Below are 22,002 nucleotides of genomic sequence, written 5' to 3'. Positions count from 1 at the left end.
GCGGCCCCTCTACTTCAATCTGGCGGTCGCAACAGAAATGCGCCGCAACCCTTCTTGCAGGCTTTCGGTGGCATAAGCAAAAGAAAGCCGCAGATGGCCCGGCAAACCAAAGGCACGCCCCGGCACCAGTGCCACCCCGACTTCGTCCAGCAGATACCGGCAGAATTCATGATCGACCGGCATTTCAGCCGGTGTTTTGGGAAAGACATAGAACGCGCCATCCGGAACGGCACACTCCAGACCCGCGGCATTCAACCTAGCAACCACAAGATCACGGCGTGCTCGCATCGCCTGCAGGCGTTCGCCCAAAAGCGTTTGCGGCCCGGTAATCGCAGCCAATGCTGCCGCCTGCGCGATGGAACATGCGCCTGATGTAATCTGCCCCTGAACAGCGGTCATCGCCTTGATCAAGGGTGATGGCCCGATTCCCCAACCGATCCGCCACCCGGTCATCGAATAGGCCTTGGAAACTCCATTTACGGTCAGCACTCTATCCGCCAGATGCGGCACGGCCTGAACAAATGGCGTGAAGGGAACATAGGTCAGGTGTTGGTAAATCTCATCCGAGATCACCCAAACATTGGGATGCCTGTCCAAAACACGACCCAGGGCCTGCATTTCCGATTCAGTATAGACCGCGCCGGTCGGGTTTGAGGGCGTGTTCAGCAAAAGCCAGCGAGTGCGCGGCGTAATTGCGGCCTCAAGCTGTGCTGGGGTCAGCTTGAACCCCTGAGAAACCGGACAGTCCAGGACAACCGGAATACCGCCGGACAGCCTGACCATATCCGCATAGCTGGTCCAGAACGGCGCCGCGGTAATAACTTCATCCCCGGGATCGAGCGTGGCCATCAGCGCCCCGGACAATACCTGTTTGGCCCCGGTCGAGACGATCACGTTTTCCGGCTGGACACTGGCCCCGACGGCGATAGCCGTCCGAAGGTCCGGCGCCCCTGCCGTCGCCGGGTACCGTGTTTGCCCGGCCAGCGCCGCTTTATGGGCCGCCTCGACCACATGTTCAGGGGTCGGAAAATCAGGCTCGCCAGTACTGAGCGCGACCACATCGACACCCTGCGCCTTAAGGCGCGCAGCCTGCTCAGAGATCTGAACAATCTCTGACAACTCAATCCCGCGCAGCCTGTCTGCACGCCTAAAACTATCTGCTGCGATTTCCCTGGACACTGCCAACGTCTCTCTTGACCAAAATATTCATTTGGTATCGGGCTGGCGGGCCCTGAAAGCCAGTGATATTCCATCCGAAAGGTATGAGGAATTATCATATGATCGCTCCCCGTCGTTTTCTGCCGTCTATCCCCTCTCTGCTGGCACTCGAGGCCGTTGACCGCCTTGGCAGTGCTTCGGCGGCAGCGGAAGAGCTTTCGCTGACCCAAAGCGCCATCAGCCGACAGCTCAAGTCGATGGAGGAACAGCTGGGCATCGAACTGATCCAGCGAACCCAGATGCGGCTGCAGCTTACCCCGGCGGCAAAAGAATACGTTCAGGTCGCGCGCAAAAGCTTGCACCAACTGGCGCAGGCCTCCCTAAAACTCAGAGCCAATCCGACCGGAGGATCGCTGAACCTGTCGATCCTGCCGGCGTTTGGGATGCATTGGCTGGCGCCGCGTCTTCAGGACTTTGCTCGCCGACATCCCGAGGTGACCGTCAATCTGAACACCCGGCTTCGCCCCTTCGATTTCGAAACGGAACATTTCGACGCCGCGATTCATTTCGGACGTCGAGATTGGCACGGCGTCAACTACCTGCCGATCATGCGTGAAAACGTTGTACCGGTTTGCGCCCCGGAAATTCTGCCAAAAAACCCGGAACAGATTGACTGGCTAATGAATGCCCCACTGCTGCACCTGGAAACGCGCCCTGACGCCTGGGAGCAATGGTTTGCCGCACAAGGGCTTGTGGCATCAGGGCTTGGCGGCATGTTGTTCGACCAATTCTCGACTATGGGACAAGCCACAATTCATGGGCTTGGGGTGGCGCTGCTGCCCAGCTATCTGGTCGAAGACGACTTGAAAACCGGGCGGCTTGTTCCCGCCTGGAAAGGCCCGGGCGTCAGTCTGGGCGATTTCTTTCTGGTCTGGCCGCAATCCCGGGTGGCATCCGAGCCGCTGAAGTCGTTCTGTTCTTGGCTGCAAGGCCAAGTCGACCAAATCTCGTGACCGGGCCATTCCGACCACCCTAGAAAACTGCGGGGCGGGAGCGTCCCGAACAGGATTATGTGTCCAACGACCGAGCAATGAGTTCCTTCATGATCTCATTTGTCCCGCCATAGATCATCTGAACCCGCGCATCCGCGTAAAGCCGAGCAATCGGATATTCCATCATGAACCCATAGCCACCAAACAGCTGCAGACATTCGTGCATGATCTCATTCTGCACCTCTGACCCCCAGTATTTGGCCATCGACGCGGTCGATGCATCCAAAGTTCCAGCCTCAAGCCGGGCAATACAGTCGTTGACAAAACTGCGCAGCACTTCGGCCTTGGTTTTACACTCGGCAAGCTTGAAGCGGGTATTCTGGAAATCCATTACGCGCTGACCGAAGGCTTTGCGCTCCTGCGTGTATTTCACTGTTTCGGCAATCGCGAAATCAATCGCACCCAGGGCACCGATTGCAATCGTCAGGCGTTCCCAGGGAAGTTGCCGCATCATCTGGTAAAAACCCTGCCCCTCTTCCGCACCAATCAGGTTTGTCATCGGGACCTTGACGTCCTCAAAGAACAGCTCGGCCGTGTCATTGGACTTCATGCCCAGTTTCTTGAGGTTCCGCCCCTTGCGGAACCCATCTGCGCCCTGCGTTTCGACCGCGACCAACGATACCCCTTTCGACCCTTGGGTCTTGTCGGTCTTTGCGGCCACAAGGATCAAGTCCGCAGATTGCCCATTGGTGATAAAGATCTTGGATCCGTTCAGACAGTAGGAGTTACCGTTCTTTTCCGCAGTTGTGCGGATCGACTGCACATCCGAACCGGTTCCGGGCTCTGTCATGGCCAGCGCGCCAACCATCTCGCCCGAGGCGAGTTTCGGCAGCCATTTCAACTTTTGATCTTCGCTGCCATAAGCGGTGATATAGTGGATGACAATCGACTGGATCGCATAGCCCCAACCGGAATCTCCGTGCGAGGTCTGGGCGTACATGGTCAGAGCATCAAATCCCATGCCACCACCGACACCGCCGTGTTCTTCGGTGATCGCGCCAGCCATCAGTCCCATGTCACCGGCCTTGCGCCAGAACGCACGATCAACAACCCCGTTTTCGGTCCAGCGCTCGATATTGGGCACCAGTTCGTCCTGCATGAAACGGTTCGCCATTTCGGCAAACATCTGGTGCTCTTCGGACACCCAGCTGGATGTAGGGGTAATAAGAGACATTGCGCATCCTCCAAGATCAACTTGCCGCCAGCGTAAGTTGGACCGCCAAGTAATCCAATGCGTTGGATGAAACGCTACGCAACGTCTTTTGGAAGATTTCGCCGGGTCACTGGATCGGTGCGGCCAACGCGTTTTCCAGCAAGACCCGCGCTGCAGCTTTGGCATCTTGCGCGGGATCACAGCTTTTCAACAGAACCGCCGTCACGATTGCCCCTTCTTTCAGCAGAAGAATCTGACATCCCAGGCTTTCAGGGTCGAAGGCACCGGCTTTGCGGGCCAGATCCGTGAAATATTCCAACAACAACCGCTTGTGCTCCGCCGCCTGCACGTGGATCGGGTGCTCTTTCTCCTGGAACTCGGCGCCAGCCTTGATGAACATGCAGCCGCGAAACCCGTCTTCGGCGAACCACTCGCCCAGTGCATCAAAGCTTGAAATCAACTGGTCCGCAGGGGTGTCGGCCAATTCCTCGACACGACGCATGAACCAGTTGCGGAAATTCTCGTCCCGCAGGCGCAAAGCCGCCAGTATCAGATCTTCCTTGGTGCGGAAATGTTTGTACATCGAAGTCTTCGACACACCCGTCTCAGCCACCAGCTTGTCCATGCCGGTCGCATGAAAACCGTCGCGATAAAAGACCTTCAGGGCCTTGCGGACCAGCTCATCCCTTTTGTTTGGGCGCATGATTCGCCTCCTATACGTACCGATCTGTACATAATTGTACCCTCCATAATCCGCAAGGGCCATCAATGTTCAGAAAATTCTCTTTATTTTCCACCTGGATAGAGAAAAATTTTAGATATTTTACAGGCACCCCTTGCAAATAGGTACCGATCAGTACACCTTAACAACATGATGTACCGATCAGTTAACTATGGAGCCGTCATGAAACGCCGTACCAGCCCCTTCAACCGCCAGTACATCCCAATTCTGTTGACCCTTGCGCTGCTCGCTGCATCGCTGACCTGAAGGATCATGACATGAGCCGCCCCCCTCTGCCGCCATTCACTGCTGAGACCGCTACACAAAAGGTCCGCATGGCTGAAAATGCTTGGAACAGCCGTGATCCGGATATCGTGACGCCCGCCTATACCGAGGACAGCCAATGGCGGAATCGGGCCGAGTTTGTCGCGGGCCATGCTGAAATTCACGCGCTTTTGACCCGCAAGTGGAGAAATGAGCAGGAGTACCGGCTGATCAAAGAACTCTGGGCCTATTCCGAAAACCGTATTGCCGTGCGCTATGCCTATGAATGGCGGAGCGACAGCGGCCAGTGGTTCCGCTCATATGGTAACGAGAACTGGGAATTCGATAGGGATGGTCGGATGGCCAAACGTCATGCCTCGCTGAACGACCTTCCGATCAGGCAACAGGATCGGGTTTTCCTTTGGCCTCTTGGTCCGCGCCCTGACGACCATCCCGGCCTGTCTGATCTGGGCCTGTAGAAAGGACCTATTATGCCACGTGCTTTTTCCAAACTAACCTTCACGCCTGCCGTTCTCACCCATCAAGAAAGGATGGGATCGGCAAAAACCTATGCGAAATTCCTGGAAAGCGGCCCTGTGCAGGGTCACGAAATCAGAGCCGCCGAAAAAGAGTTCATCGAGGCCCGCGACGGGTTCTACCAATCAACCGTGTCCGAGACCGGCTGGCCATATGTGCAGTATCGTGGCGGACCCGCGGGGTTTTTACGAGTACTTGATGCGCAGACCATTGGGTATGCTGATCTTTCGGGCAACAAACAGTATATCTCGCGCGGGAATTTGGATGGCAATGACCGGGTTGCGCTGATCCTGATGGATTATGCCAACCAGCGACGCCTGAAAATACTTGGGCGTGTCGAAATTGCCGAAGGCGCTGCGGCGGCTGCCAGCCTCTCCCCCGAAGGCACCCAGACCCCGGCCGAACGCGCCGTCATTATCAAGGTCGAAGGTCTGGACTGGAATTGCCCAAGTCACATTACCCCACGATTCACCGAGGCCGAGCTGCGCCCCCACCTGAACGAATTGGGCCAGCAGCTGGCCCAACTTCAGGCGGAAAATGACCGGCTGAAACGGGAACTGGAAAATAAGAAATAAGCCCCAGTGCCAAGCATTCCCCAACTTGTGATTCAAGGACTGACACCATGATAACGTTAACGCTTCACCGAGCCTTCATAGTCCTGTTTGGTTTCGCTCTGTCGATTGCCTTTCTTATGCTGGGGTTTTTCGCATCTCCCGAAGCTGTTCGGACATCCCCGCCCGCGCTTTATAATTCGCTGCTGCTGGAAAAACTGGCCCAAGACTAAGAACCGTACGGCCCTCGAAACAAAAGATTGTGCCTGAATCATGATCTCTGCCCTTGACCTTCCTGTGACTGGAACCCCCATCTAGGGTTGAAAACAGGACAGGATGAGTCGATTGGCCAACTCACATACTATCAGACTGAAGGTCACCGGAATGAGCTGCGCATCCTGCGTAGGCCGCGTGGAATCTGCGTTGCGCAATGTTCCCGGGGTTACCGAGGCTTCGGTCAACTTCCCAACCGAGACTGCACAGGTCACTTATGACGGGCCGATCAGCGACCTGACCGGCGCGCTGGACAAAGCTGGTTATCCGGTGTCAGTGGCAGAAGCCGTTCTGCAGATTGACGGAATGAGTTGTGCTTCTTGCGTCGCAAGGATTGAACGAGCACTCTGCGCAGATCCGGCCGTCATAAGTGCTCGGGTCAACCTGGCCACTGAAACCGCGACCATTCGTTTTGCCGACGGGGCAACTGATCCTGTGAAGCTGGCGCAGCTAAGCACTAAAGCGGGCTATCCGGCGCACCCTTCCAGGATGGCCGAAAGCAACGATGAGAAACCGGGCGAAGCCTCTGCGCTGATCCGCACCACCCTGATCGCTGCGGCGCTGGCTTTGCCCGTGTTTATACTCGAGATGGGTGGGCACATGATCCCAGCCTTTCATCACTGGGTTCAGGCAACAATCGGGATTCAGACCAGCCATATCATCCAGTTTGTCCTGACGTCGGTTCTGCTGATCGGCCCCGGAAGGGTGTTCTATGCCAAGGGTATCCCGGCCTTGCTGCGCGGGACACCTGATATGAATGCTCTGGTCGCGATGGGAACCGGTGCCGCCTATCTGTATTCCGTCCTGGCCACCTTTGCGCCTCAGGTTCTGCCACAAGGCAGTGCAAATGTGTATTACGAGGCCGCCTCGGTCATCGTGGTCCTTATCCTGCTGGGTCGCGCGATGGAGGCGCGGGCAAAAGGCCGGACCGGGGCCGCCATTCGCAAACTGGTCGGGCTTCAACCGAAAACAGCCCGGCTAGAACAGGACGGGGGCACGGTCGATCGACCCATATCCGAAATACTGGTTGGCGATGTGCTGCAGATCCGACCCGGAGAGCGCGTCCCAGTCGATGCTCAGGTGTTGGACGGCACCTCATACGTGGATGAAAGCATGATTACCGGCGAACCCGTTCCTATAGGGAAATCGGCCGAAGATCAGGTGATAGGGGGCACGGTCAACGGCACGGGCGCGCTGCGCGTGCGCGCCACGCGTGTTGGGTCCGAAACGGTGCTGGCGCAGGTCATCCAGATGGTTCAGCAAGCTCAGGGTGCCAAGTTGCCGATACAGGGGCTAGTCGACCGGATCACGGCGTGGTTTGTTCCCGTTGTGATTGGCGTTGCCCTACTGACCATTGCGATCTGGCTGATCTTTGGCCCTGCGCCTGCCTTGCCGATGGCGCTGGTCGCAGGGGTTTCGGTTTTGATCATTGCCTGCCCCTGCGCCATGGGGCTGGCGACTCCGACGTCGATCATGGTGGGCACGGGGCGCGCGGCTGAACTGGGCGTGCTGTTCCGCAAAGGCGATGCTTTGCAGCAGTTGCAACAGGCCAAGATCATCGCTTTGGACAAGACCGGGACTCTGACACTGGGGCGCCCTGAACTGGCGAATGTCACGACCATAAATGGGTTTGACCGCGATACCGTTTTACGGCTGGCCGCTGCGGTCGAGGCGCGATCCGAGCATCCGATTGCCACGGCCATCACGCGGGCCGGACCGGCGGACCTGCCCCCTATCGCCGGCTTTGAATCGTTGACTGGGCTGGGCGCCCGCGCGTCTGTCGATGGGCACGATCTGCTGATCGGCTCACCCAGATTAATGGCGCAGAACGGCATTGATCTATCCGCGCTGAGCCAACAGGCCGACCAGCATGCCGCCGAAGGGGCAACCCCCGTATTCGTCGCGATCAACGGTCAGGCTGCGGCACTTCTTACGGTCTCGGATCCGGTCAAACCGGGCACGATCGAAGCTTTGCACCGGCTGCACACTATGGGCCTAACGCTGGCGATGGTCACCGGGGACAACGCCCTGACTGCGCAGGCTTTGGCAGACAAGCTGGGCATCGATCATGTCACAGCCGAGGTCCTGCCGGACGGAAAGCTCGCTACAATCAACGCCCTGCGCGACCAGTTCGGAGAGCTGGCCTTTGTCGGTGACGGGATTAACGACGCCCCGGCATTGGCTGCGGCGGATGTCGGCATCGCTATCGGCACGGGTACAGATGTGGCGATTGAAACGGCGGATGTGGTGCTGATGTCGGGCGATCTGCGCGCGGTTGCCAATGCAGTCGAAATCAGTCGCCGGACCATGAGCAATATCCAACAGAATCTGGGCTGGGCGTTTGGATATAATGTTTTGCTGATCCCTGTCGCCGCCGGGATTCTGTATCCTTTTGGCGGCCCGCTTCTTTCCCCGGTTCTGGCGGCTGGAGCCATGGCTTTGTCCAGCGTCTTTGTCGTCACCAACGCGTTGCGACTTCGCAGGGTTCGCGCCAGCCTGCCCGAGGGATCACACCCGGCGGCTCCACAAATGGTGACGTCATGAATATCGGCGACGTTTCCAACCAAACCGGTCTCCCGGCCAAGACCATCCGCTATTACGAAGATATCGGACTGATCAAACCGCTGCGCGATGATAATGGCTATCGCCGGTTCCGCAGTCAGGATGTGCACAAACTGAACTTTTTAGGCCGGGCCCGCGCATTGGGATTTACGATCGAAGATTGCCGGACCCTGATGGCCTTGTATGAGGATGAAACCCGCGCAAGTGCTGATGTGAAGAAGGTTGCCCGCGCGCATATGGTCCAGATCGAAGCGAAGATTGCCGACCTTAATGCGATGCGCGATACGTTGGGTCATTTAATTGACGCCTGCGCCGGCGACGACAGGCCTGATTGTCCGATCCTGAAGGATTTGGGCCGACAACCCTGACACGGGGTTGCCCTTTGTCTTCAGCTTTGCTTTGTCTCTGCCAAACAATCCGGCTTGCGGCGTCTGACCGGACCCGGACAGCAGAGAGGTTCACCAAATGGCAAAAGTTGCGTTCCTTGGTTTGGGTGTCATGGGATATCCAATGGCCGGCCACCTGCAGGCTGCAGGTCATGAGGTCACGGTTTTCAACCGAACCACCGCTAAGGCCGAGGCTTGGGTCGCCCAATATGGCGGCTCAATGGCCGCTACCCCGCGCGAGGCGGCTGAGCGAGCCGAGTTTGTCATGGCTTGTGTGGGCAATGATGATGACCTTCGCATGGTCTGCGCCGGCGACGATGGTGCCTTCGGCGCAATGTCAAGCGGCGCGGTTTTCGTCGACCATACGACCGTCTCAGCAAAGGTAACCCGAGAGCTTTATGGCGCGGGCAAAGCCGCAGGGATTGTCTTTGTGGACGCGCCGGTTTCGGGCGGTCAGGCCGGGGCTGAAAACGGCGTTCTGTCGATCATGTGCGGGGGGGATCAGGCTGCCTATGACGCGGCCGAGCCCATTATGCAGGTCTATTCCAAAATCTGTCGCCGCATTGGGGACAGTGGCGCCGGTCAGATGACCAAGATGTGCAACCAGATCGCCATTGCCGGACTGGTTCAGGGCCTCAGCGAGGCGCTGCATTTTGCCGAAAAAGCCGGGCTGGATGGCCGGGCGGTTGTGGAAGTGATCAGTCAGGGGGCCGCAGGCAGTTGGCAGATGGCGAACCGCTATGAAACCATGTTGGACGATCATTTCGAGCACGGTTTCGCGGTGGACTGGATGCGCAAGGATCTGGGAATTTGCTTGGATACCGCAGATGAAACAGGGGCATCCCTGCCGGTGACGGCTTTGGTTGATCAGTTCTATAAGGATGTGCAGAAAATGGGCGGGAATCGGTGGGATACTTCCTCGCTTATTAAACGGTTGCGCGCATTGGGGTAACGGGAAAAGGGGGCTGTCTGCCCCCTCTTGGCCCGCAGGGCCAATTCACTCCCGAAGATATTTTTAGCCAGATGAAAAGGACCCCGGTTTACTGGGACAGGGTTTCAAATGAACGACATCATCGCATTTTGGGCTAATGCTTTGCGGCAAAACTGGGGGCTGGACGCGCGGCTGACCCGATTGGACGGCGAATACGATCTTAATTTTCTGGTCCGGGCAACCAACGGACAGGATTATGTGCTGAAAGTCATGCGCCCCGGATGCGAAGCAGAGCTTGTGGACCTGCAGGTCAAAGCCTTAGAACATATCGCCTCAGAAGCACCAGGGCTGCCATTTCCTACAGTGTTTCCCGATTTGCAGAGGGGCTATCTGCCCCGAATCGAAGATCACGAGGGGGTACCGCGCCTTGTTTGGTTGCTGGAATGCCTGCCTGGGCAATGCTATGCGAAATCGGCACCCAAATCCGAAGAGTTGATCCTAAAGCTGGGTCGCGTTCTGGGTGCTACAGACCGCGCATTAGAGCGGTTCACGCATGAGGGTTTGGCCCGGGGCGATTTCAAATGGAATCTGACGCAGGCAGGGTGGATCGAACAGCATCTGGACGCCGTTAGTAGCCCCGCGCGGCAGGCAGTGCTGGCCGAGATATGTTCCGAATTCAATGCGATATCGGGCAAGTTGGCAGGCTTGCCCAGTCAGGCGATTCATAATGACGCCAATGACTATAACGTTCTGGTCGAAGCAGAGCCTGGCCAGCGCCCGGGGGTGTCGGGCTTGATTGACCTTGGCGATATGTGTGCCGCGCCACGCGTTTGCGATCTGGCGATTGCCGGGGCCTATATCGTATTGGATCATCCGCAACCCGAACGCGCATTGGCGGCACTGGTGCGCGGCTATCAGGCGGCAAACCCCCTGCGCGCGGACGAAGTCGAACTGATCTGGCCTCTCTTGCGTATGCGACTGGCTGTGTCGGTTGTGAACTCGACCCTGATGGCCCTTGAAAACCCGGATGATCCTTATGTCACCATCAGTCAGGCGCCGGCCTGGCGGTTTCTTGAGGACCAAAGCGTCAATGGCGGATTGATGCCAGCGCGCCTGCGCGTCGCCTGTAGTCTACCGGTCACCGATGGGGCCGAGCGCATCCACGCCTATCTGTCCGCGCATCGCGGTCAATTCGCCGAGATGTTTGGGCAGGGTCTAAAAGATGTGCCCATTGGCTCGCTATCGGTCGAAAACTCGGTGTGGCCGCAAAATCCTTTCCACATGCCCCTGGCCGAGGCGGCACGTGTTGGCGAGGAATATGGCACAGAATTCTGGTTGGGATATTACAATGAACCCCGCCTGATTTACGCAGAGCCGGGGTTCCGCAAAGGGCCATGGAAAGCTTCGGACCGACGCACCGTGCATCTGGCGGTGGATGTGTTCGCGCCTGCTGGCACTGTCCTGAATGCCCCGATCAGTGGCCGGGTCGAGGCGGTCGAGAATCGCGACAGTCACCTTGACTATGGCGGGGTGGTGATCCTGCATCACGAAACACCCCAAGGCGATCCGTTCTATACACTCTACGGACATTTGGACCCCGAGGTCTGCGACAGGCTGAACCCGGGCGATCCAGTCGCACAGGGAGCGGCGTTTGCACGGCTTGGGGATGTCACACAGAACGGGGGCTGGGCCCCACATGTACATTTCCAGCTGGCCCTGACTACGAACGGGATGCGGGCCAACTGGCCGGGTGTTGGCGACCCTGACGAGCTTGAACTGTGGCACGCCGTCTGCCCGAATCCGGCGGCTCTGCTGAACCTTCCCGATGACAAGGTGTTCTATCGGCCGACCGATAAACAGGCGATCCTGCAGGGACGGCAGGACCACTTCGGAGGCAACCTGTCCCTGACCTATGACGATCCAGTCATGCTGGTACGCGGTTGGAAGCATCACCTGTTTGACGAATGGGGTCGCCCTTATCTGGATGCGTATAACAATGTACCCCATGTGGGCCACGCCCACCCGCGCATTCAGGCTGTCGCAGCAGATCAGCTCAAGCGGATGAATTCCAACACCCGGTATCTGCATCCGGCCCAGACGGCTTTTGCCGATAAGGTTCTGTCCAAGCTGCCCGATCACCTCGAGGTCTGCTTCTTTGTGAATTCCGGCACCGAAGCCAATGAGCTCGCCCTGCGGCTGGCCCGCGCCCATACCGGCGCCAAAGGGATCGTGACGCCCGATCATGGGTATCACGGCAATACCAACGCCGCCGTGGCAATTTCGGCCTATAAGTTCAACAAACCGGGCGGAGTTGGTCAGGCGGATTGGGTGGAACTGGTTGAGGTCGCGGATGACTACCGAGGGTCTTACCGGCGCGACGACCCCGATCGCGCCCAGAAGTTTGCAGATCTAGTGGACCCAGCGATTGCAGCCCTACAGGACAAAGGTCAGGGCGTTGCCGGTTTCATTGCCGAGACCTTCCCTTCAGTTGGCGGGCAGATCATACCACCCAAAGGCTATCTGCCCGCGGTTTATGAGAAAATCCGCGCCGCTGGTGGTGTCTGCATCGCCGACGAGGTGCAGACAGGTCTGGGGCGTCTGGGCGAATATTATTTCGGCTTTGAGCATCAAGGCGCGCTGCCGGATATCGTGGTCATGGGCAAACCCATTGGCAACGGTCATCCATTGGGCGTTCTGGTTACTACCAAAGAGATCGCCCGCAGCTTTGACAACGGGATCGAGTTCTTTTCGACCTTTGGCGGATCGACCCTGTCCTGCCGCATCGGCAAAGAAGTTCTGGATATCGTCGATGATGAAGGCTTGCAGGACAATGCCCGCCTGATGGGCGACAGGTTGATGACAGGCCTGCGTCAGATCGAGACCGATTTCGGATCTGTCGGTGATGTGCGCGGCATGGGCCTGTTCGTTGGAGTCGAACTGATCAACCCCGATGGCTCTGAAGGCCGTGAGATCTGCAAATATGTCAAGAACCGGATGCGCGACCACCGGATTCTTATTGGCAGCGAAGGCCCAAAGGACAGCATCCTGAAAATTCGCCCGCCGCTGACGATCGAGGCGGAAGATGTGGACATGATCCTGTGGGCATTACGGGATGTGCTGGCAGAAGTTGGTGATTACAGCCCGCCACCCTCATGCGATCATGACCATCACCACGCAGGGTGCGGCTGCTGCTGAGGGCACGGAACCCCGGCGCGCATTCGCCGGGGTTCTGCACCTGCCCTGCTGCTTAGTGCAGCGTGGCAGTGGGGTTCTGATGTCTTGGGGTTGGCATCGGGATCGAGACCGTCATGCGTCGCAAAGCCAGCCCTAATTCCTCAGACAAAGCGGCCAATGCGGGGGCAAAATCGGGACGGACGATCAGGGACGCCATCATCATAGCGTCTTCGCGCGCGCCTTCTGATGCCGCCGCAATCATCTGGGCGAAACAGTTTTCATCCGCGCCAAGGCAGACACAGCCCAACCCATGCCGGATCAGCGGGCGCCGCCCGTGATGGGCACAAAGCGAGCACAGCCGGTCCAGCGTCAACATCGCTGCCCGGCCCTGATCCGTACCCAGGGCGATTTGAAAGTCCTGCGCCGCATCCATACGCGTTTGCATTCCGTCCCCCCAGAGGCGCAGATACATGACCGCACCGGCCTCGACAGGGCTTAGGTCGGACAGACGGCCAACGGTCGCGCCACCCCGGGCTGCAGGCGCGCTCATTTCGTCAAGATCAGTTTGCCCGCGCGCGTGATGCGCAAGGTGTACAGCTGATCGCCCAGCTCGATATGGGCCAGATTGCCCCCTTTGGTCAGATCTTCAGCCTTATGTGCAGGCAGCATTGATACGGCAAAAGACTGGCTGGGATTCGGGTTCTGAACATTCATCAGGATCACTCCGGAAGGTTTCGGGCAATGCGCCTTATCGGTTTACTTTTCAGGTATCTGGCTGGCCCGTTTCTGGGGTTGCTGATGGCTTGAAATATAATCTGATTATTTTAGTCAGGTATGTCAAGCCTCAATATCCCACTCTCGCAACCGGGTTGAATTGCACTGCCTGAACACACCAGTTAGGACTTGCGGTGCAGCTTCAGAGGCAAGGATTTCAATGAGCGCTACAATTATGTTCGATTTGGACGGAACACTGGTCGACAGCCTTCCGGACATCACCGCCGCTGCGAATGCAATGCTGCGGGACACTGGTGTCTCGCCCCTGCCCCAGGACACGATCAAACAATTCGTCGGCAATGGCCTCCCGAAATTGGTAGAACGCATGATGTTTCATTGCGACCTGCCTATGGATCGCCATGCCGAGCTATCGGAACTGACGCTGACCCACTACAACGCAGCCTCCAGCGACAAAACCGTCGTCTACCCCGGCGTGGCCGAAGCGCTTGAACAGCTGCGCCAGATGGGATGTGTTCTGGGTGTTTGTACAAACAAACCCAAAGCACCGGCTGACCATGTTCTGAAGTCGATGGGCCTGACCCATCATTTCGATGCCACCCTGGGTGGTGACAGCCTGGCCACGCGCAAACCAGACCCAGCCCATCTTGAGGCAAGTTTTAGAGCAGTGGCCGCTATAGGTCCGCGCCTGTTCGTGGGTGACAGTGAGGTCGATGCAGAAACCGCTGAACGGGCCCAGGTGCCATTTTTGCTATTCACGGAAGGTTATCGGAAAAGCCCGGTTTCTGAACTGTATCATACCCGTAACTTCGCCGACTGGCACGAAGTGCCTGCGCTTGTAAGTGAGCTTTTGGGGGAATTGGGTTGATGTCCCCCAACTAGTGAGGGGCCGGCCGAGGGGGTAAGTAGCCAGCCCCTCAAGGGGGAAAAGTGGTAGGTCCTTGGAAACTCCTTGGATGATTTGAAGTTAACGAATCGCTCCAATCAAAGATATAGGGGGTTTCCCGTAGCCCTAGATAGGGTATTGAAATTACATAATAAACTATCCGTAAATTCCAGAAATTCGTTGAATATTGTCATTTTCCGTTGGTGACCCGGCCCCAGGACACCGCCAATCGAAAGCTGAACAACGAAAAAGGGCGGGGATGAACACCCCGCCCGACGGTTCAGAACAATTGCTGAATCCGCATGTTCAGATTGCCAGATATTCCTCGCGCAGCTGTGGATTCTCTAACACCTCGCTGGCGGCTCCATCAAACACGATGCTGCCCGTATCCAGAATGATCGCACGGTCCGCCAATTCCAGGGCGCGCACCGCGTTCTGCTCGACAATGATCGTGGTCATACCCTGCTGTTTGACGTGAAGCAGAGTCTTTTCGATCTCATCCACAATCACCGGGGCAAGCCCCTCATAGGGTTCATCCAGAAGCAACACCTTGATGTCCCGTGCCAAAGCCCGCGCAATCGACAGCATCTGCTGCTCTCCGCCAGACAGGGTAATTCCTTCTTGCTTGCGGCGCTCACCCAGCCTTGGGAACAGCTCATAAAGCCGTTCCAGCGACCAGCCGACAGGTGGAGCGATCTGGGCGAGTTGCAGGTTCTCTTCGACCGTCAGACCGGGGATGATACGGCGATCCTCTGGCACAAGGCCAAGGCCTGCGGCGGCGGCCTCATAGCTGGTCATTTTGTGCAGCGGCTTGTGATCCAGCCAGATTTCACCATGACGCACCTCGGGGTCACTGACCCGCGCGATGGATCTGAGCGTCGAGGTCTTGCCAGCACCATTCCGGCCCAGCAGGGCCAGAATTTCACCTTCGTGCACGTTAAAGCTGACGCCCTGCACGATATAGCTTTCGCCATAGTATGAATGCATGTCCCACACCGACAAAAACGCAGGGGCGGTGCTGGCCATATTGGCGTTTTTCGAAAAGTCAGGTTTCTCGTTCATTGCTTTTCCTTACGCGGCCTCACCCAGATAAGCTTCGCGAACCTTGGGATGCCCGCGGATGTTTTCTGGCGTATCTTCGACCAGAGGTGTTCCCTGCGCCAGAACGGTGATGCGCTCGGCCAGGCTGAACACCACATGCATGTCATGTTCAATGATGGCGATGGTAATGTCACGCTCGTCCTTGATCTGTTTGAGCAGGTCGATCGTGTTGTTGGTATCTGCCCGGGCCATCCCGGCGGTGGGTTCGTCCAGCAAAAGCAGGCGCGGGTTCTGGCTGAGGCACATGCCGATCTCAAGTCGTCGCTTGTCCCCGCGTGACAGCGATGCCGCGTGCATCTCGCGTTTGTCAGCCATGTTCATCTCTAACAGCATCGCCTCGGCCTGCTCGACAATCGCCTTTTCACTGGAGATGGTTTCATAGGCGTGCATCCGAAACGCGCCGTCCCGCATCGCAAAGATCGGGATCAACATGTTCTCCATCACAGTCAAATCGCCGAAAATCTCGGGCGTCTGGAACACACGGCTGATACCCATCTGGTTGATCTGATAGGGTTCCAACCCCAGAACAGAATTGTTGTCGAACAAAACAGAACCGGTATCCGGCATCAGCTTTCCCACCAAACAGTTCAGCAAGGTTGACTTGCCCGCACCGTTCGGGCCGATGATCGCGTGGACCGAGTTTTCTTCGACGTTGAGGTTCACATCCGACAGCGCCTTGAGGCCACCGAAGCGTTTGCTGACGTCTTTGACTCGTAGAATTGCCATGGTGCCCCCTTATTCCGCTGGCTCGGTTTTGCCCTTCGGGGCATCATCGGCGCCCGGTTTCTTACGCTTGAACCAGCCCATCAGCCGCTGACCACCTTCAACCAGCCCACCCGGCAGATAGATCACCACCAGCATGAACAGGATACCCAGCGTCAGATGCCAACCCTTGCCGATGAACGGATGGATCAGGAACACAACCGCGTCCTCAAGCCCATCGGGCAGGAAAGCGAACCAGCTGTGCAGAACATTGTCGTTGATCTTCGAGAAGATGTTTTCGAAATACTTGATAAAGCCTGCTCCCAGTACCGGCCCGATCAGAGTCCCTGTACCGCCCAGAATGGTCATCAGAACCACCTCGCCCGAGGCGGTCCATTGCATCCGTTCGGCCCCCGCCAGCGGGTCCATCGCGGCCATCAGCCCCCCCGCCAGACCGGCATACATGCCCGAGATCACAAAGGCCGCCAGCGTGTAGGGTTTGGAGTTCAGGCCGGTATAGTTCATCCGCTGCTGGTTGGATTTCACCGCCCGCAGCATCATGCCAAAGGGCGAGCGGAAGATGCGAATAGAGAGATAGAACACCGCCATCATGATCACCGCACACAGGTAATAGCCCGCGTTAAAGTCAAAGCTCCAGGCACCTACATCCAACGTATAGGTCGCGCGCATGGGAATGCCGAACAGATGCGGTAGGTTCGGCGCGCTGGCCGATTGCAGGATCTGCGGATCGTCCGCATAGACCTGCAAGCCGGTCTCACCATTTGTCAGGTTGAATTTTGGGTTCGAAAGCACCGAATAGGCCAGTGCAAAGCTCATCTGTGCAAAAGCCAGCGTCAGGATCGAGAAATAGATGCCCGACCGACGCAGGCTGACAAATCCGATCAGCAGCGAAAACACCCCGGCGACAAGAACGCTGAGCGCGATGGCCGGAACGACGTTATAGCTGAGCAGTTTGAACATCCACACTGCGGAATACGACCCCACCCCAAGAAAGGCCGCATGGCCAAAGGACAGGTATCCGGTCAATCCAAACAGAATGTTGAAGCCGATCGCAAAGATCCCAAAGATCACGAACCGCTGCATCAAATCGGGATAGCCCGCGTTGAACTGCGCCATGGCGCTGCCTTCGGGGAACGGGTTCAGGATAAAGGGCGCCAACAGGGTCAGTATGGCGACGATGATCAGCAGGCTGGTATCTCTCTTGTTCAGTCCCAACATGGCTTATTCCTCCATCACGCCTTTGCGCCCCATCAACCCGCGTGGACGGGTCAAAAGCACGATGATGGCGACAAGGTAGATGATGATCTGGTTGATGCCGGGGATCGTGGTCGTGGCCCAGGTGGTCGACGCAAAGCTTTCGAGCACGCCCAGCAGGAACCCGGCCAAAACCGCGCCCGGCAATGAGCCCATCCCCCCCACAACCACAACCACAAAGCTGAGAACCAGAAAGTCCATGCCCATGTGATAATTCGGGGGGTTGAGCGGCCCGTACATCACCCCGGCAAGACCCGCGACCGCGGCCGCAATCCCGAACATGATGGTAAACCGCCTGTCGATATTTATCCCCAGCAGGCCCACCGTTTCACGATCTGCCATGCCAGCCCGCACGACCATGCCAAAGGTTGTGAATTGCAGGAACGAGAACACCGCTCCGATAATGCCAACGGCAAACCCGAAATAGACCAGCCGCCAGATCGGATAGATGATGGCGTTGGGATCGAATCCAACCATGATGCCAAGATCAACAGACCCACTCAGCATATCGGGGGGCGGGGTCTGGATCGGATTGGCACCGAAGAAATATTTGATGATCTCCTGCAGCACGATCGCCAGGCCAAAAGTCACAAGGATCTGATCCGCATGAGGGCGCTTGTAAAAATGTTTGATCAGCCCGCGCTCCATCACGTAGCCGACAAACAACATGATCGGGATCGCGAACAGGACAGCCAGAGGAACGGACCAATCTATGATTGACGCGCCAATCTCGGGGCCGAACCAGGCCTCTATATACGGGGTTTCAACCTTCAGCGGGTTGCCCAGAAAATCTTTCTGACTTTCATCAAGGGTCACGTAGCTCAAGTTAAAGAGTTTTTGCAAAGACACGGCGCAGAACGCACCAATCATGAACAGCGCCCCATGGGCAAAGTTCACAACTCCAAGCGTTCCGAAGATCAGCGTCAGGCCAAGCGCGATCAGCGCATAAGCCGACCCCTTGTCCAACCCGTTCAGAATTTGCAGAAGAATGGCGTCCATAGTCCCCACCTTTGGCCTGTCCAGTGGACTCCCCCATAGGCGGGAGAGCCCGTTTTCTAGGTCAGAGAATTTTCGTCGAAAATTCTCGCGCTTGTGTTACGCGCCCGGATTGCATTTACCCAGTTCGCCACCGGCAAACATCGGGTGCTCGGGATCGTATTCGACCTGCGCGCGTGGGGTGATCTCGACGATCTCCAGCGTGTCATAGGCGTTGGTCGGGTTCTCGTTGCCCCGCACCACCAGCACATCCTTAAAGCACTGATGATCTGCACCACGATACCAGGTCGGCCCGTTGCCCAGACCGTCGAACTCGAAATCTTCCAGCGCTTCGGCGACACCACAGGGGTTGAAGGTACCCGCTCGTTCGCACGCATCTGCATAGAGCAGAACCTGTGCATAGCAGGTCTGAGCCGAATTGGACGGCGGCTTGCCGTATTTCTCACCAAAGGATTTCACAAAGGCCTTGGTGCCTTCGTCTTGCAGCTGCCAGTTCCAGTTCATCGAACCCAGCACGCCCTTGATGTTCTCGCCAGCACCGGCAGCCATCAGTTCGGAATACAGCGGCACGACAATCTTAAAGTCTTTGCCGTTGGCCACCTTGTCGAGCAGGCCGAACTGAATCGCATTAGTCAGCGAGTTCACCATGTTACCGCCATAGTGGTTCAGAACCAGCACATCCGCGCCCGAGTTCAGAACCGGCGCGATATAGGACGAGAAGTCCGTCGACGCGAGCGGTGTTTTGACCGTGTTGACCGTTTCCCATCCCAGGGCTTCGGTCGAGGCCACAATCGACTCTTCCTGAGTCCAGCCCCAGTTGTAGTCAGCGGTCAGATGATAGGCCCGGCGTTCACTGCCCATTTCGGCAGCAAGAACCGGCGCCAGAGCAGCGCCCGACATATAAGCATTGAAGAAATGGCGGAAACCGTTCGCCTTCTTGTCCTTACCGGTCGTGTCGTTGGCATGGGTCAGGCCAGCCATGAAGATCACGCCCGCTTCCTGACACAGACCCTGAACTGCGACAGCCACGCCCGAGGACGAGCCGCCGTTGATCATGATCGCACCGTCTTTTTCGATCATCGACTTGGCCGATGCGCGTGCGGCGTCCGATTTGGTCTGGGTGTCGCCGGTTACGAACCCGACCTTTTTACCAAGAATCCCGTTCCCTTTCAGGGCCTTGGACGTAAAGGTGTTCAGGCAACCGCCATCTCCCTCACCGTTCAGATGCTCGACTGCAAGCTGCTGTGCCAGCAGTTCATCATTACCCTCTTCTGCATAAGGCCCGGTCTGCGGAACATTGAAACCCAATGTGACAGACGACCCAGAAGGTTCGTTAGTATATGCAGCAGCCGACGATGCAGTAAAAATCGTAGGTAGGGCCAGACCGGTACCGGCAACAGCACCAGACTTCAGCACGCCGCGGCGTGTGACAGATTTATTAGTCATTCATTCCTCCCAGTTCCCTGTTTTACGTCTGTTGGCTCCTCTTCCAGCAAACGATTGCGCAGGTTTACGCACCGCGAGTATGGCGGGGGTTCTGAAAATTTCTCAATAACCTATTCAAAAAGCAGCTATGTTATGTAAACAAATGAACACCTGGGTACGGAGTCTTGTAAATTTTCAAACATATTCCGCTTCTTAATAATTGAAATTAAAAGGTATTATTTGAAAACATGCCGGTGATCGCCATGCAGGCAGTGCCGCTCTGCTCGGCAAGCAAGAAGTCGTTGCTAAATCTAAAGGAGAGCCCAGGCCGTATGATACAGCTCAAATGGTCACCGGGACGAGCCGACATCCCTTGCAAATCAAGCCGTTTGAACCTGGGTTCTCAAACCCGAAGCATCGTGCAAATCAAGAATTGTGACAAATTGAAAAACGGTTAATCCCTCCACGGCTGCATCGGTGAATACAGGCAACCGCCCGACCAACCGACGACCAAACAAGCGCAATAACCTTACAAAAAAGGCATAAACCACTACGCTTCACCCCGCATTCCGCGAATAGGTCAAAGAAATAGTCCGCGGATTTTGTGCAGTTTGTTTACTGAAACGCGACGAATTGATCGTACATAATTAGGTTAATGATTTTTTAGATGAGTTTTAGACGATTATATAGAACTATAGGAATGTAAAGAATCGGTAGGAGGTTGCGCACTCTTATATTGCAAATGCGCGTTTATGTTTGTTCGAGTACAGGTTGTTATCTATGGTCCGGGGGAATGCTCAGAGCGCTGCGTGGTTACCAAACGCGCTTCATGCCAGAGCCATCATTAATTTCATTCATTGGAGCCAGGCAGGCGTCGTTCTTGATGCCGCGCTTGAAGGTATCGTCAAAGCATTTGGCGCCGATTGTGCTGTCATCAGCCGTGTGTGGCTGAACAAAGGGGCCCATCGTGTTGCCGCACGGGCTGACACACGGGATCCAAAATTCCAAAGACCATTGTTTCATTCTTTCGCCAACGACGCCCTCGGCCCGTTTCGGAACAAACCAAAACGCGCCTCGGTGTTTAGTCTGCGAGATGACGGGGCAGACCCCAGTGATATCTCCGCAGTTTTGTTAGATTGGATGTCGCACCGCAAGCTGGATGACATTCTGTTCATATGCCTGGACCATAACGGCGGCGAAATCGACTTTCTGGAACTTCATTTCGGGCAGAGTTCCGAACCCGGTTACCGCGAAGCTATTGAACAGGTGGCTCCGCAACTATCCGAGACCTATCAGGCCCGCCGAGCCGGACTGATCACTGAATCATTGTCTCGGCAATCAGTCACCGCACTCAGAAAATCATACCGTGAAGCACCTATTCTCAGCACCGAGAACCCAACGGGCCTGACCCGTGCCGAATGGCGTGTTTGCGTTCTTGTTTCACGCGGGCTGTCGCCTCAGTCTATTGGTGCCGAACTTGAGATCGGACCAGCGACAGTTCGCACGCATCTCAAGCATATCTATTCAAAAACGGCGCTGGACACCTTCCACATGCTGGCCCGGCGCTTAGTATCGGTAGAAGAGCGCGAGGCCCTTCATGGGAAACCTAGCCAGGCACGTGCCTGATGCCTGAACTGGACTGGCAGTCCTGGCTGACATTGTGGGTATTCACACCGCTGTTCGTAATGATCGCCTGGACGGATTTCACCCAAATGCGCATCCCTAACCTGTACTGCCTGCTGGGCGGTGCAGTCGTGCTTGTGACCGCGCCGTTTCCGGATTGGAACCAACTGCTGCTGCGCCTTCTTGTGGCCGCAGCGTGTTTTGCGATTTGTTTCGGCCTGTTTGCAGCGGGTTGGCTGGGCGGTGGCGACGCCAAGATATTGCCAATCGTATTTGCCGCAATTCCGGTCCCGGTCGTATCGACCTATCTGCTAATACTGGCAGGCTGCATGGCAGCGGGGCTGATCGGAATGTCGCTGTTTCGGCGTCTCGCCCGACAAACTTCCCCGCATATCAAGTCGACCGCCCAGTCGCGCGAATTTCCTCTTGGAATTGCTATCGGATCATCCGGGGTGATCCTTGCAATCTGGTCGGCTACTGCGCTTTGGTTCTGACCATGT

At 56.8% G+C, this 22,002-nt stretch carries 22 protein-coding genes; 11 read left to right on the top strand and 11 right to left on the bottom strand.

Translation table 11 applies throughout. The annotated features are described in order from the left end of the window. Positions 1-9 precede the first annotated feature (9 nt). Entirely contained in the window at positions 10-1,179 is a 1,170-nt protein-coding gene (locus AC2FHW_RS06870) for a pyridoxal phosphate-dependent aminotransferase (RefSeq protein ID WP_271948660.1), read from the bottom strand. A 98-nt stretch (positions 1,180-1,277) separates the two neighbouring features. Between AC2FHW_RS06870 and AC2FHW_RS06865 the strand changes: the two genes are divergently transcribed. Continuing rightward, positions 1,278-2,171, top strand: a complete 894-nt coding sequence (locus tag AC2FHW_RS06865; protein ID WP_142635780.1) for a LysR substrate-binding domain-containing protein — start codon at positions 1,278-1,280, stop codon at positions 2,169-2,171. Positions 2,172-2,226: 55 nt separating this feature from the next. On the opposite strand, the gene AC2FHW_RS06860 is transcribed toward AC2FHW_RS06865, so the two are convergent. Together AC2FHW_RS06860 and AC2FHW_RS06855 are read right to left on the bottom strand one after the other, a co-directional pair. Continuing rightward, positions 2,227-3,384 carry an acyl-CoA dehydrogenase family protein gene (locus AC2FHW_RS06860; protein WP_142635778.1) on the bottom strand — a complete coding sequence of 386 codons (1,158 nt, stop codon included), beginning with the start codon at positions 3,382-3,384 and terminating at the stop codon, positions 2,227-2,229. 106 nt (positions 3,385-3,490) lie between these two features. Beyond that, positions 3,491-4,066 (bottom strand): TetR/AcrR family transcriptional regulator, encoded by a 576-nt coding sequence (locus AC2FHW_RS06855; protein ID WP_142635776.1) that lies wholly within the window; start codon positions 4,064-4,066, stop codon positions 3,491-3,493. A 296-nt stretch (positions 4,067-4,362) separates the two neighbouring features. On the opposite strand from AC2FHW_RS06855, the gene AC2FHW_RS06850 reads away from it, so the two are divergent. From AC2FHW_RS06850 to AC2FHW_RS06820, 7 genes are all read left to right on the top strand, one after another. Continuing rightward, positions 4,363-4,827, top strand: a complete 465-nt coding sequence (locus tag AC2FHW_RS06850; RefSeq protein ID WP_271948226.1) for a nuclear transport factor 2 family protein — start codon at positions 4,363-4,365, stop codon at positions 4,825-4,827. Between the two features lie 12 nt (positions 4,828-4,839). Further along, complete coding sequence (locus AC2FHW_RS06845; protein ID WP_142635772.1) at positions 4,840-5,460, top strand: pyridoxamine 5'-phosphate oxidase family protein; 621 nt, start codon at positions 4,840-4,842, stop codon at positions 5,458-5,460. A 47-nt stretch (positions 5,461-5,507) separates the two neighbouring features. Further along, entirely contained in the window at positions 5,508-5,669 is a 162-nt protein-coding gene (locus AC2FHW_RS06840) for a hypothetical protein (RefSeq protein ID WP_185956647.1), read from the top strand. 103 nt (positions 5,670-5,772) lie between these two features. Continuing rightward, positions 5,773-8,253, top strand: coding sequence for a heavy metal translocating P-type ATPase (locus AC2FHW_RS06835; protein ID WP_496728572.1), 2,481 nt, complete (start codon positions 5,773-5,775; stop codon positions 8,251-8,253). Then, positions 8,250-8,639 (top strand): Cu(I)-responsive transcriptional regulator, encoded by a 390-nt coding sequence (gene cueR, locus AC2FHW_RS06830; RefSeq protein ID WP_271948231.1) that lies wholly within the window; start codon positions 8,250-8,252, stop codon positions 8,637-8,639. Before AC2FHW_RS06835 ends, cueR begins: the two co-directional genes overlap by 4 nt. A 97-nt stretch (positions 8,640-8,736) precedes the next feature. Continuing rightward, positions 8,737-9,609, top strand: a complete 873-nt coding sequence (locus AC2FHW_RS06825) for an NAD(P)-dependent oxidoreductase (protein ID WP_496821674.1) — start codon at positions 8,737-8,739, stop codon at positions 9,607-9,609. 108 nt (positions 9,610-9,717) lie between these two features. Continuing rightward, the gene (locus AC2FHW_RS06820; protein ID WP_496821673.1) at positions 9,718-12,783 is read left to right on the top strand and encodes an aminotransferase class III-fold pyridoxal phosphate-dependent enzyme; all 3,066 of its coding nucleotides are present in this window, start codon (positions 9,718-9,720) and stop codon (positions 12,781-12,783) included. 52 nt (positions 12,784-12,835) lie between these two features. Here AC2FHW_RS06820 and AC2FHW_RS06815 read toward each other — a convergent pair whose 3' ends face one another. Next, positions 12,836-13,312 carry a hypothetical protein gene (locus AC2FHW_RS06815; protein ID WP_142635764.1) on the bottom strand — a complete coding sequence of 159 codons (477 nt, stop codon included), beginning with the start codon at positions 13,310-13,312 and terminating at the stop codon, positions 12,836-12,838. After that, on the bottom strand, positions 13,309-13,476 hold the full coding sequence (gene hemP, locus AC2FHW_RS06810; RefSeq protein ID WP_142635762.1) for a hemin uptake protein HemP: 168 nt from the start codon (positions 13,474-13,476) through the stop codon (positions 13,309-13,311). Before hemP ends, AC2FHW_RS06815 begins: the two co-directional genes overlap by 4 nt. Before the next feature lie 220 nt (positions 13,477-13,696). On the opposite strand from hemP, the gene gph reads away from it, so the two are divergent. Continuing rightward, complete coding sequence (gene gph / locus AC2FHW_RS06805; protein WP_142635760.1) at positions 13,697-14,362, top strand: phosphoglycolate phosphatase; 666 nt, start codon at positions 13,697-13,699, stop codon at positions 14,360-14,362. 324 nt (positions 14,363-14,686) lie between these two features. Here gph and AC2FHW_RS06800 read toward each other — a convergent pair whose 3' ends face one another. From AC2FHW_RS06800 to AC2FHW_RS06775, 6 genes are all read right to left on the bottom strand, one after another. Continuing rightward, a complete protein-coding gene (locus AC2FHW_RS06800; RefSeq protein WP_142635758.1) occupies positions 14,687-15,442 on the bottom strand; it encodes an ABC transporter ATP-binding protein in 756 nt (251 codons plus the stop codon). Positions 15,443-15,451: 9 nt separating this feature from the next. Then, a complete protein-coding gene (locus tag AC2FHW_RS06795) occupies positions 15,452-16,207 on the bottom strand; it encodes an ABC transporter ATP-binding protein (RefSeq protein WP_142635756.1) in 756 nt (251 codons plus the stop codon). A gap of 9 nt (positions 16,208-16,216) precedes the next feature. Next, complete coding sequence (locus tag AC2FHW_RS06790; RefSeq protein ID WP_142635754.1) at positions 16,217-17,422, bottom strand: branched-chain amino acid ABC transporter permease; 1,206 nt, start codon at positions 17,420-17,422, stop codon at positions 16,217-16,219. Positions 17,423-17,425: 3 nt separating this feature from the next. Continuing rightward, a complete protein-coding gene (locus tag AC2FHW_RS06785; protein WP_142635752.1) occupies positions 17,426-18,457 on the bottom strand; it encodes a branched-chain amino acid ABC transporter permease in 1,032 nt (343 codons plus the stop codon). A gap of 96 nt (positions 18,458-18,553) precedes the next feature. Continuing rightward, a complete protein-coding gene (locus AC2FHW_RS06780; RefSeq protein WP_142635750.1) occupies positions 18,554-19,900 on the bottom strand; it encodes a substrate-binding protein in 1,347 nt (448 codons plus the stop codon). A gap of 792 nt (positions 19,901-20,692) precedes the next feature. Continuing rightward, the gene (locus AC2FHW_RS06775) at positions 20,693-20,902 is read right to left on the bottom strand and encodes a hypothetical protein (protein ID WP_496712057.1); all 210 of its coding nucleotides are present in this window, start codon (positions 20,900-20,902) and stop codon (positions 20,693-20,695) included. A 117-nt stretch (positions 20,903-21,019) separates the two neighbouring features. Here AC2FHW_RS06775 and AC2FHW_RS06770 point away from each other — a divergent pair, with 117 nt between their 5' ends. Together AC2FHW_RS06770 and AC2FHW_RS06765 are read left to right on the top strand one after the other, a co-directional pair. Then, a complete protein-coding gene (locus AC2FHW_RS06770; protein WP_496821671.1) occupies positions 21,020-21,505 on the top strand; it encodes a helix-turn-helix transcriptional regulator in 486 nt (161 codons plus the stop codon). Then, positions 21,505-21,996 (top strand): A24 family peptidase, encoded by a 492-nt coding sequence (locus AC2FHW_RS06765; protein ID WP_142635747.1) that lies wholly within the window; start codon positions 21,505-21,507, stop codon positions 21,994-21,996. Before AC2FHW_RS06770 ends, AC2FHW_RS06765 begins: the two co-directional genes overlap by 1 nt. Positions 21,997-22,002: the final 6 nt, after the last annotated feature.

It is taken from the genome of Ruegeria sp. YTSA108, assembly GCF_059610185.1.
Note: the sequence above shows the minus strand (reverse complement) of the source record. Positions and strands in the feature narration are given on the sequence as shown.

Coding starts and splice junctions, on each gene's coding strand:
- AC2FHW_RS06845 (WP_142635772.1), top strand. CDS start 4,840: ATGCCACGTGCTTTTTCCAAACTAACCTTCACGCCTGCCGTTCTCACC.
- cueR (WP_271948231.1), top strand. CDS start 8,250: ATGAATATCGGCGACGTTTCCAACCAAACCGGTCTCCCGGCCAAGACC.
- AC2FHW_RS06860 (WP_142635778.1), bottom strand. CDS start 3,384: ATGTCTCTTATTACCCCTACATCCAGCTGGGTGTCCGAAGAGCACCAG.
- hemP (WP_142635762.1), bottom strand. CDS start 13,476: ATGAATGTTCAGAACCCGAATCCCAGCCAGTCTTTTGCCGTATCAATG.
- AC2FHW_RS06765 (WP_142635747.1), top strand. CDS start 21,505: ATGCCTGAACTGGACTGGCAGTCCTGGCTGACATTGTGGGTATTCACA.
- AC2FHW_RS06855 (WP_142635776.1), bottom strand. CDS start 4,066: ATGCGCCCAAACAAAAGGGATGAGCTGGTCCGCAAGGCCCTGAAGGTC.
- AC2FHW_RS06780 (WP_142635750.1), bottom strand. CDS start 19,900: ATGACTAATAAATCTGTCACACGCCGCGGCGTGCTGAAGTCTGGTGCT.
- AC2FHW_RS06820 (WP_496821673.1), top strand. CDS start 9,718: ATGAACGACATCATCGCATTTTGGGCTAATGCTTTGCGGCAAAACTGG.
- AC2FHW_RS06835 (WP_496728572.1), top strand. CDS start 5,773: ATGAGTCGATTGGCCAACTCACATACTATCAGACTGAAGGTCACCGGA.
- AC2FHW_RS06795 (WP_142635756.1), bottom strand. CDS start 16,207: ATGGCAATTCTACGAGTCAAAGACGTCAGCAAACGCTTCGGTGGCCTC.
- AC2FHW_RS06850 (WP_271948226.1), top strand. CDS start 4,363: ATGAGCCGCCCCCCTCTGCCGCCATTCACTGCTGAGACCGCTACACAA.
- AC2FHW_RS06785 (WP_142635752.1), bottom strand. CDS start 18,457: ATGGACGCCATTCTTCTGCAAATTCTGAACGGGTTGGACAAGGGGTCG.
- AC2FHW_RS06770 (WP_496821671.1), top strand. CDS start 21,020: ATGTCGCACCGCAAGCTGGATGACATTCTGTTCATATGCCTGGACCAT.
- AC2FHW_RS06840 (WP_185956647.1), top strand. CDS start 5,508: ATGATAACGTTAACGCTTCACCGAGCCTTCATAGTCCTGTTTGGTTTC.
- gph (WP_142635760.1), top strand. CDS start 13,697: ATGAGCGCTACAATTATGTTCGATTTGGACGGAACACTGGTCGACAGC.
- AC2FHW_RS06800 (WP_142635758.1), bottom strand. CDS start 15,442: ATGAACGAGAAACCTGACTTTTCGAAAAACGCCAATATGGCCAGCACC.
- AC2FHW_RS06865 (WP_142635780.1), top strand. CDS start 1,278: ATGATCGCTCCCCGTCGTTTTCTGCCGTCTATCCCCTCTCTGCTGGCA.
- AC2FHW_RS06775 (WP_496712057.1), bottom strand. CDS start 20,902: ATGAAACAATGGTCTTTGGAATTTTGGATCCCGTGTGTCAGCCCGTGC.
- AC2FHW_RS06815 (WP_142635764.1), bottom strand. CDS start 13,312: ATGAGCGCGCCTGCAGCCCGGGGTGGCGCGACCGTTGGCCGTCTGTCC.
- AC2FHW_RS06825 (WP_496821674.1), top strand. CDS start 8,737: ATGGCAAAAGTTGCGTTCCTTGGTTTGGGTGTCATGGGATATCCAATG.
- AC2FHW_RS06790 (WP_142635754.1), bottom strand. CDS start 17,422: ATGTTGGGACTGAACAAGAGAGATACCAGCCTGCTGATCATCGTCGCC.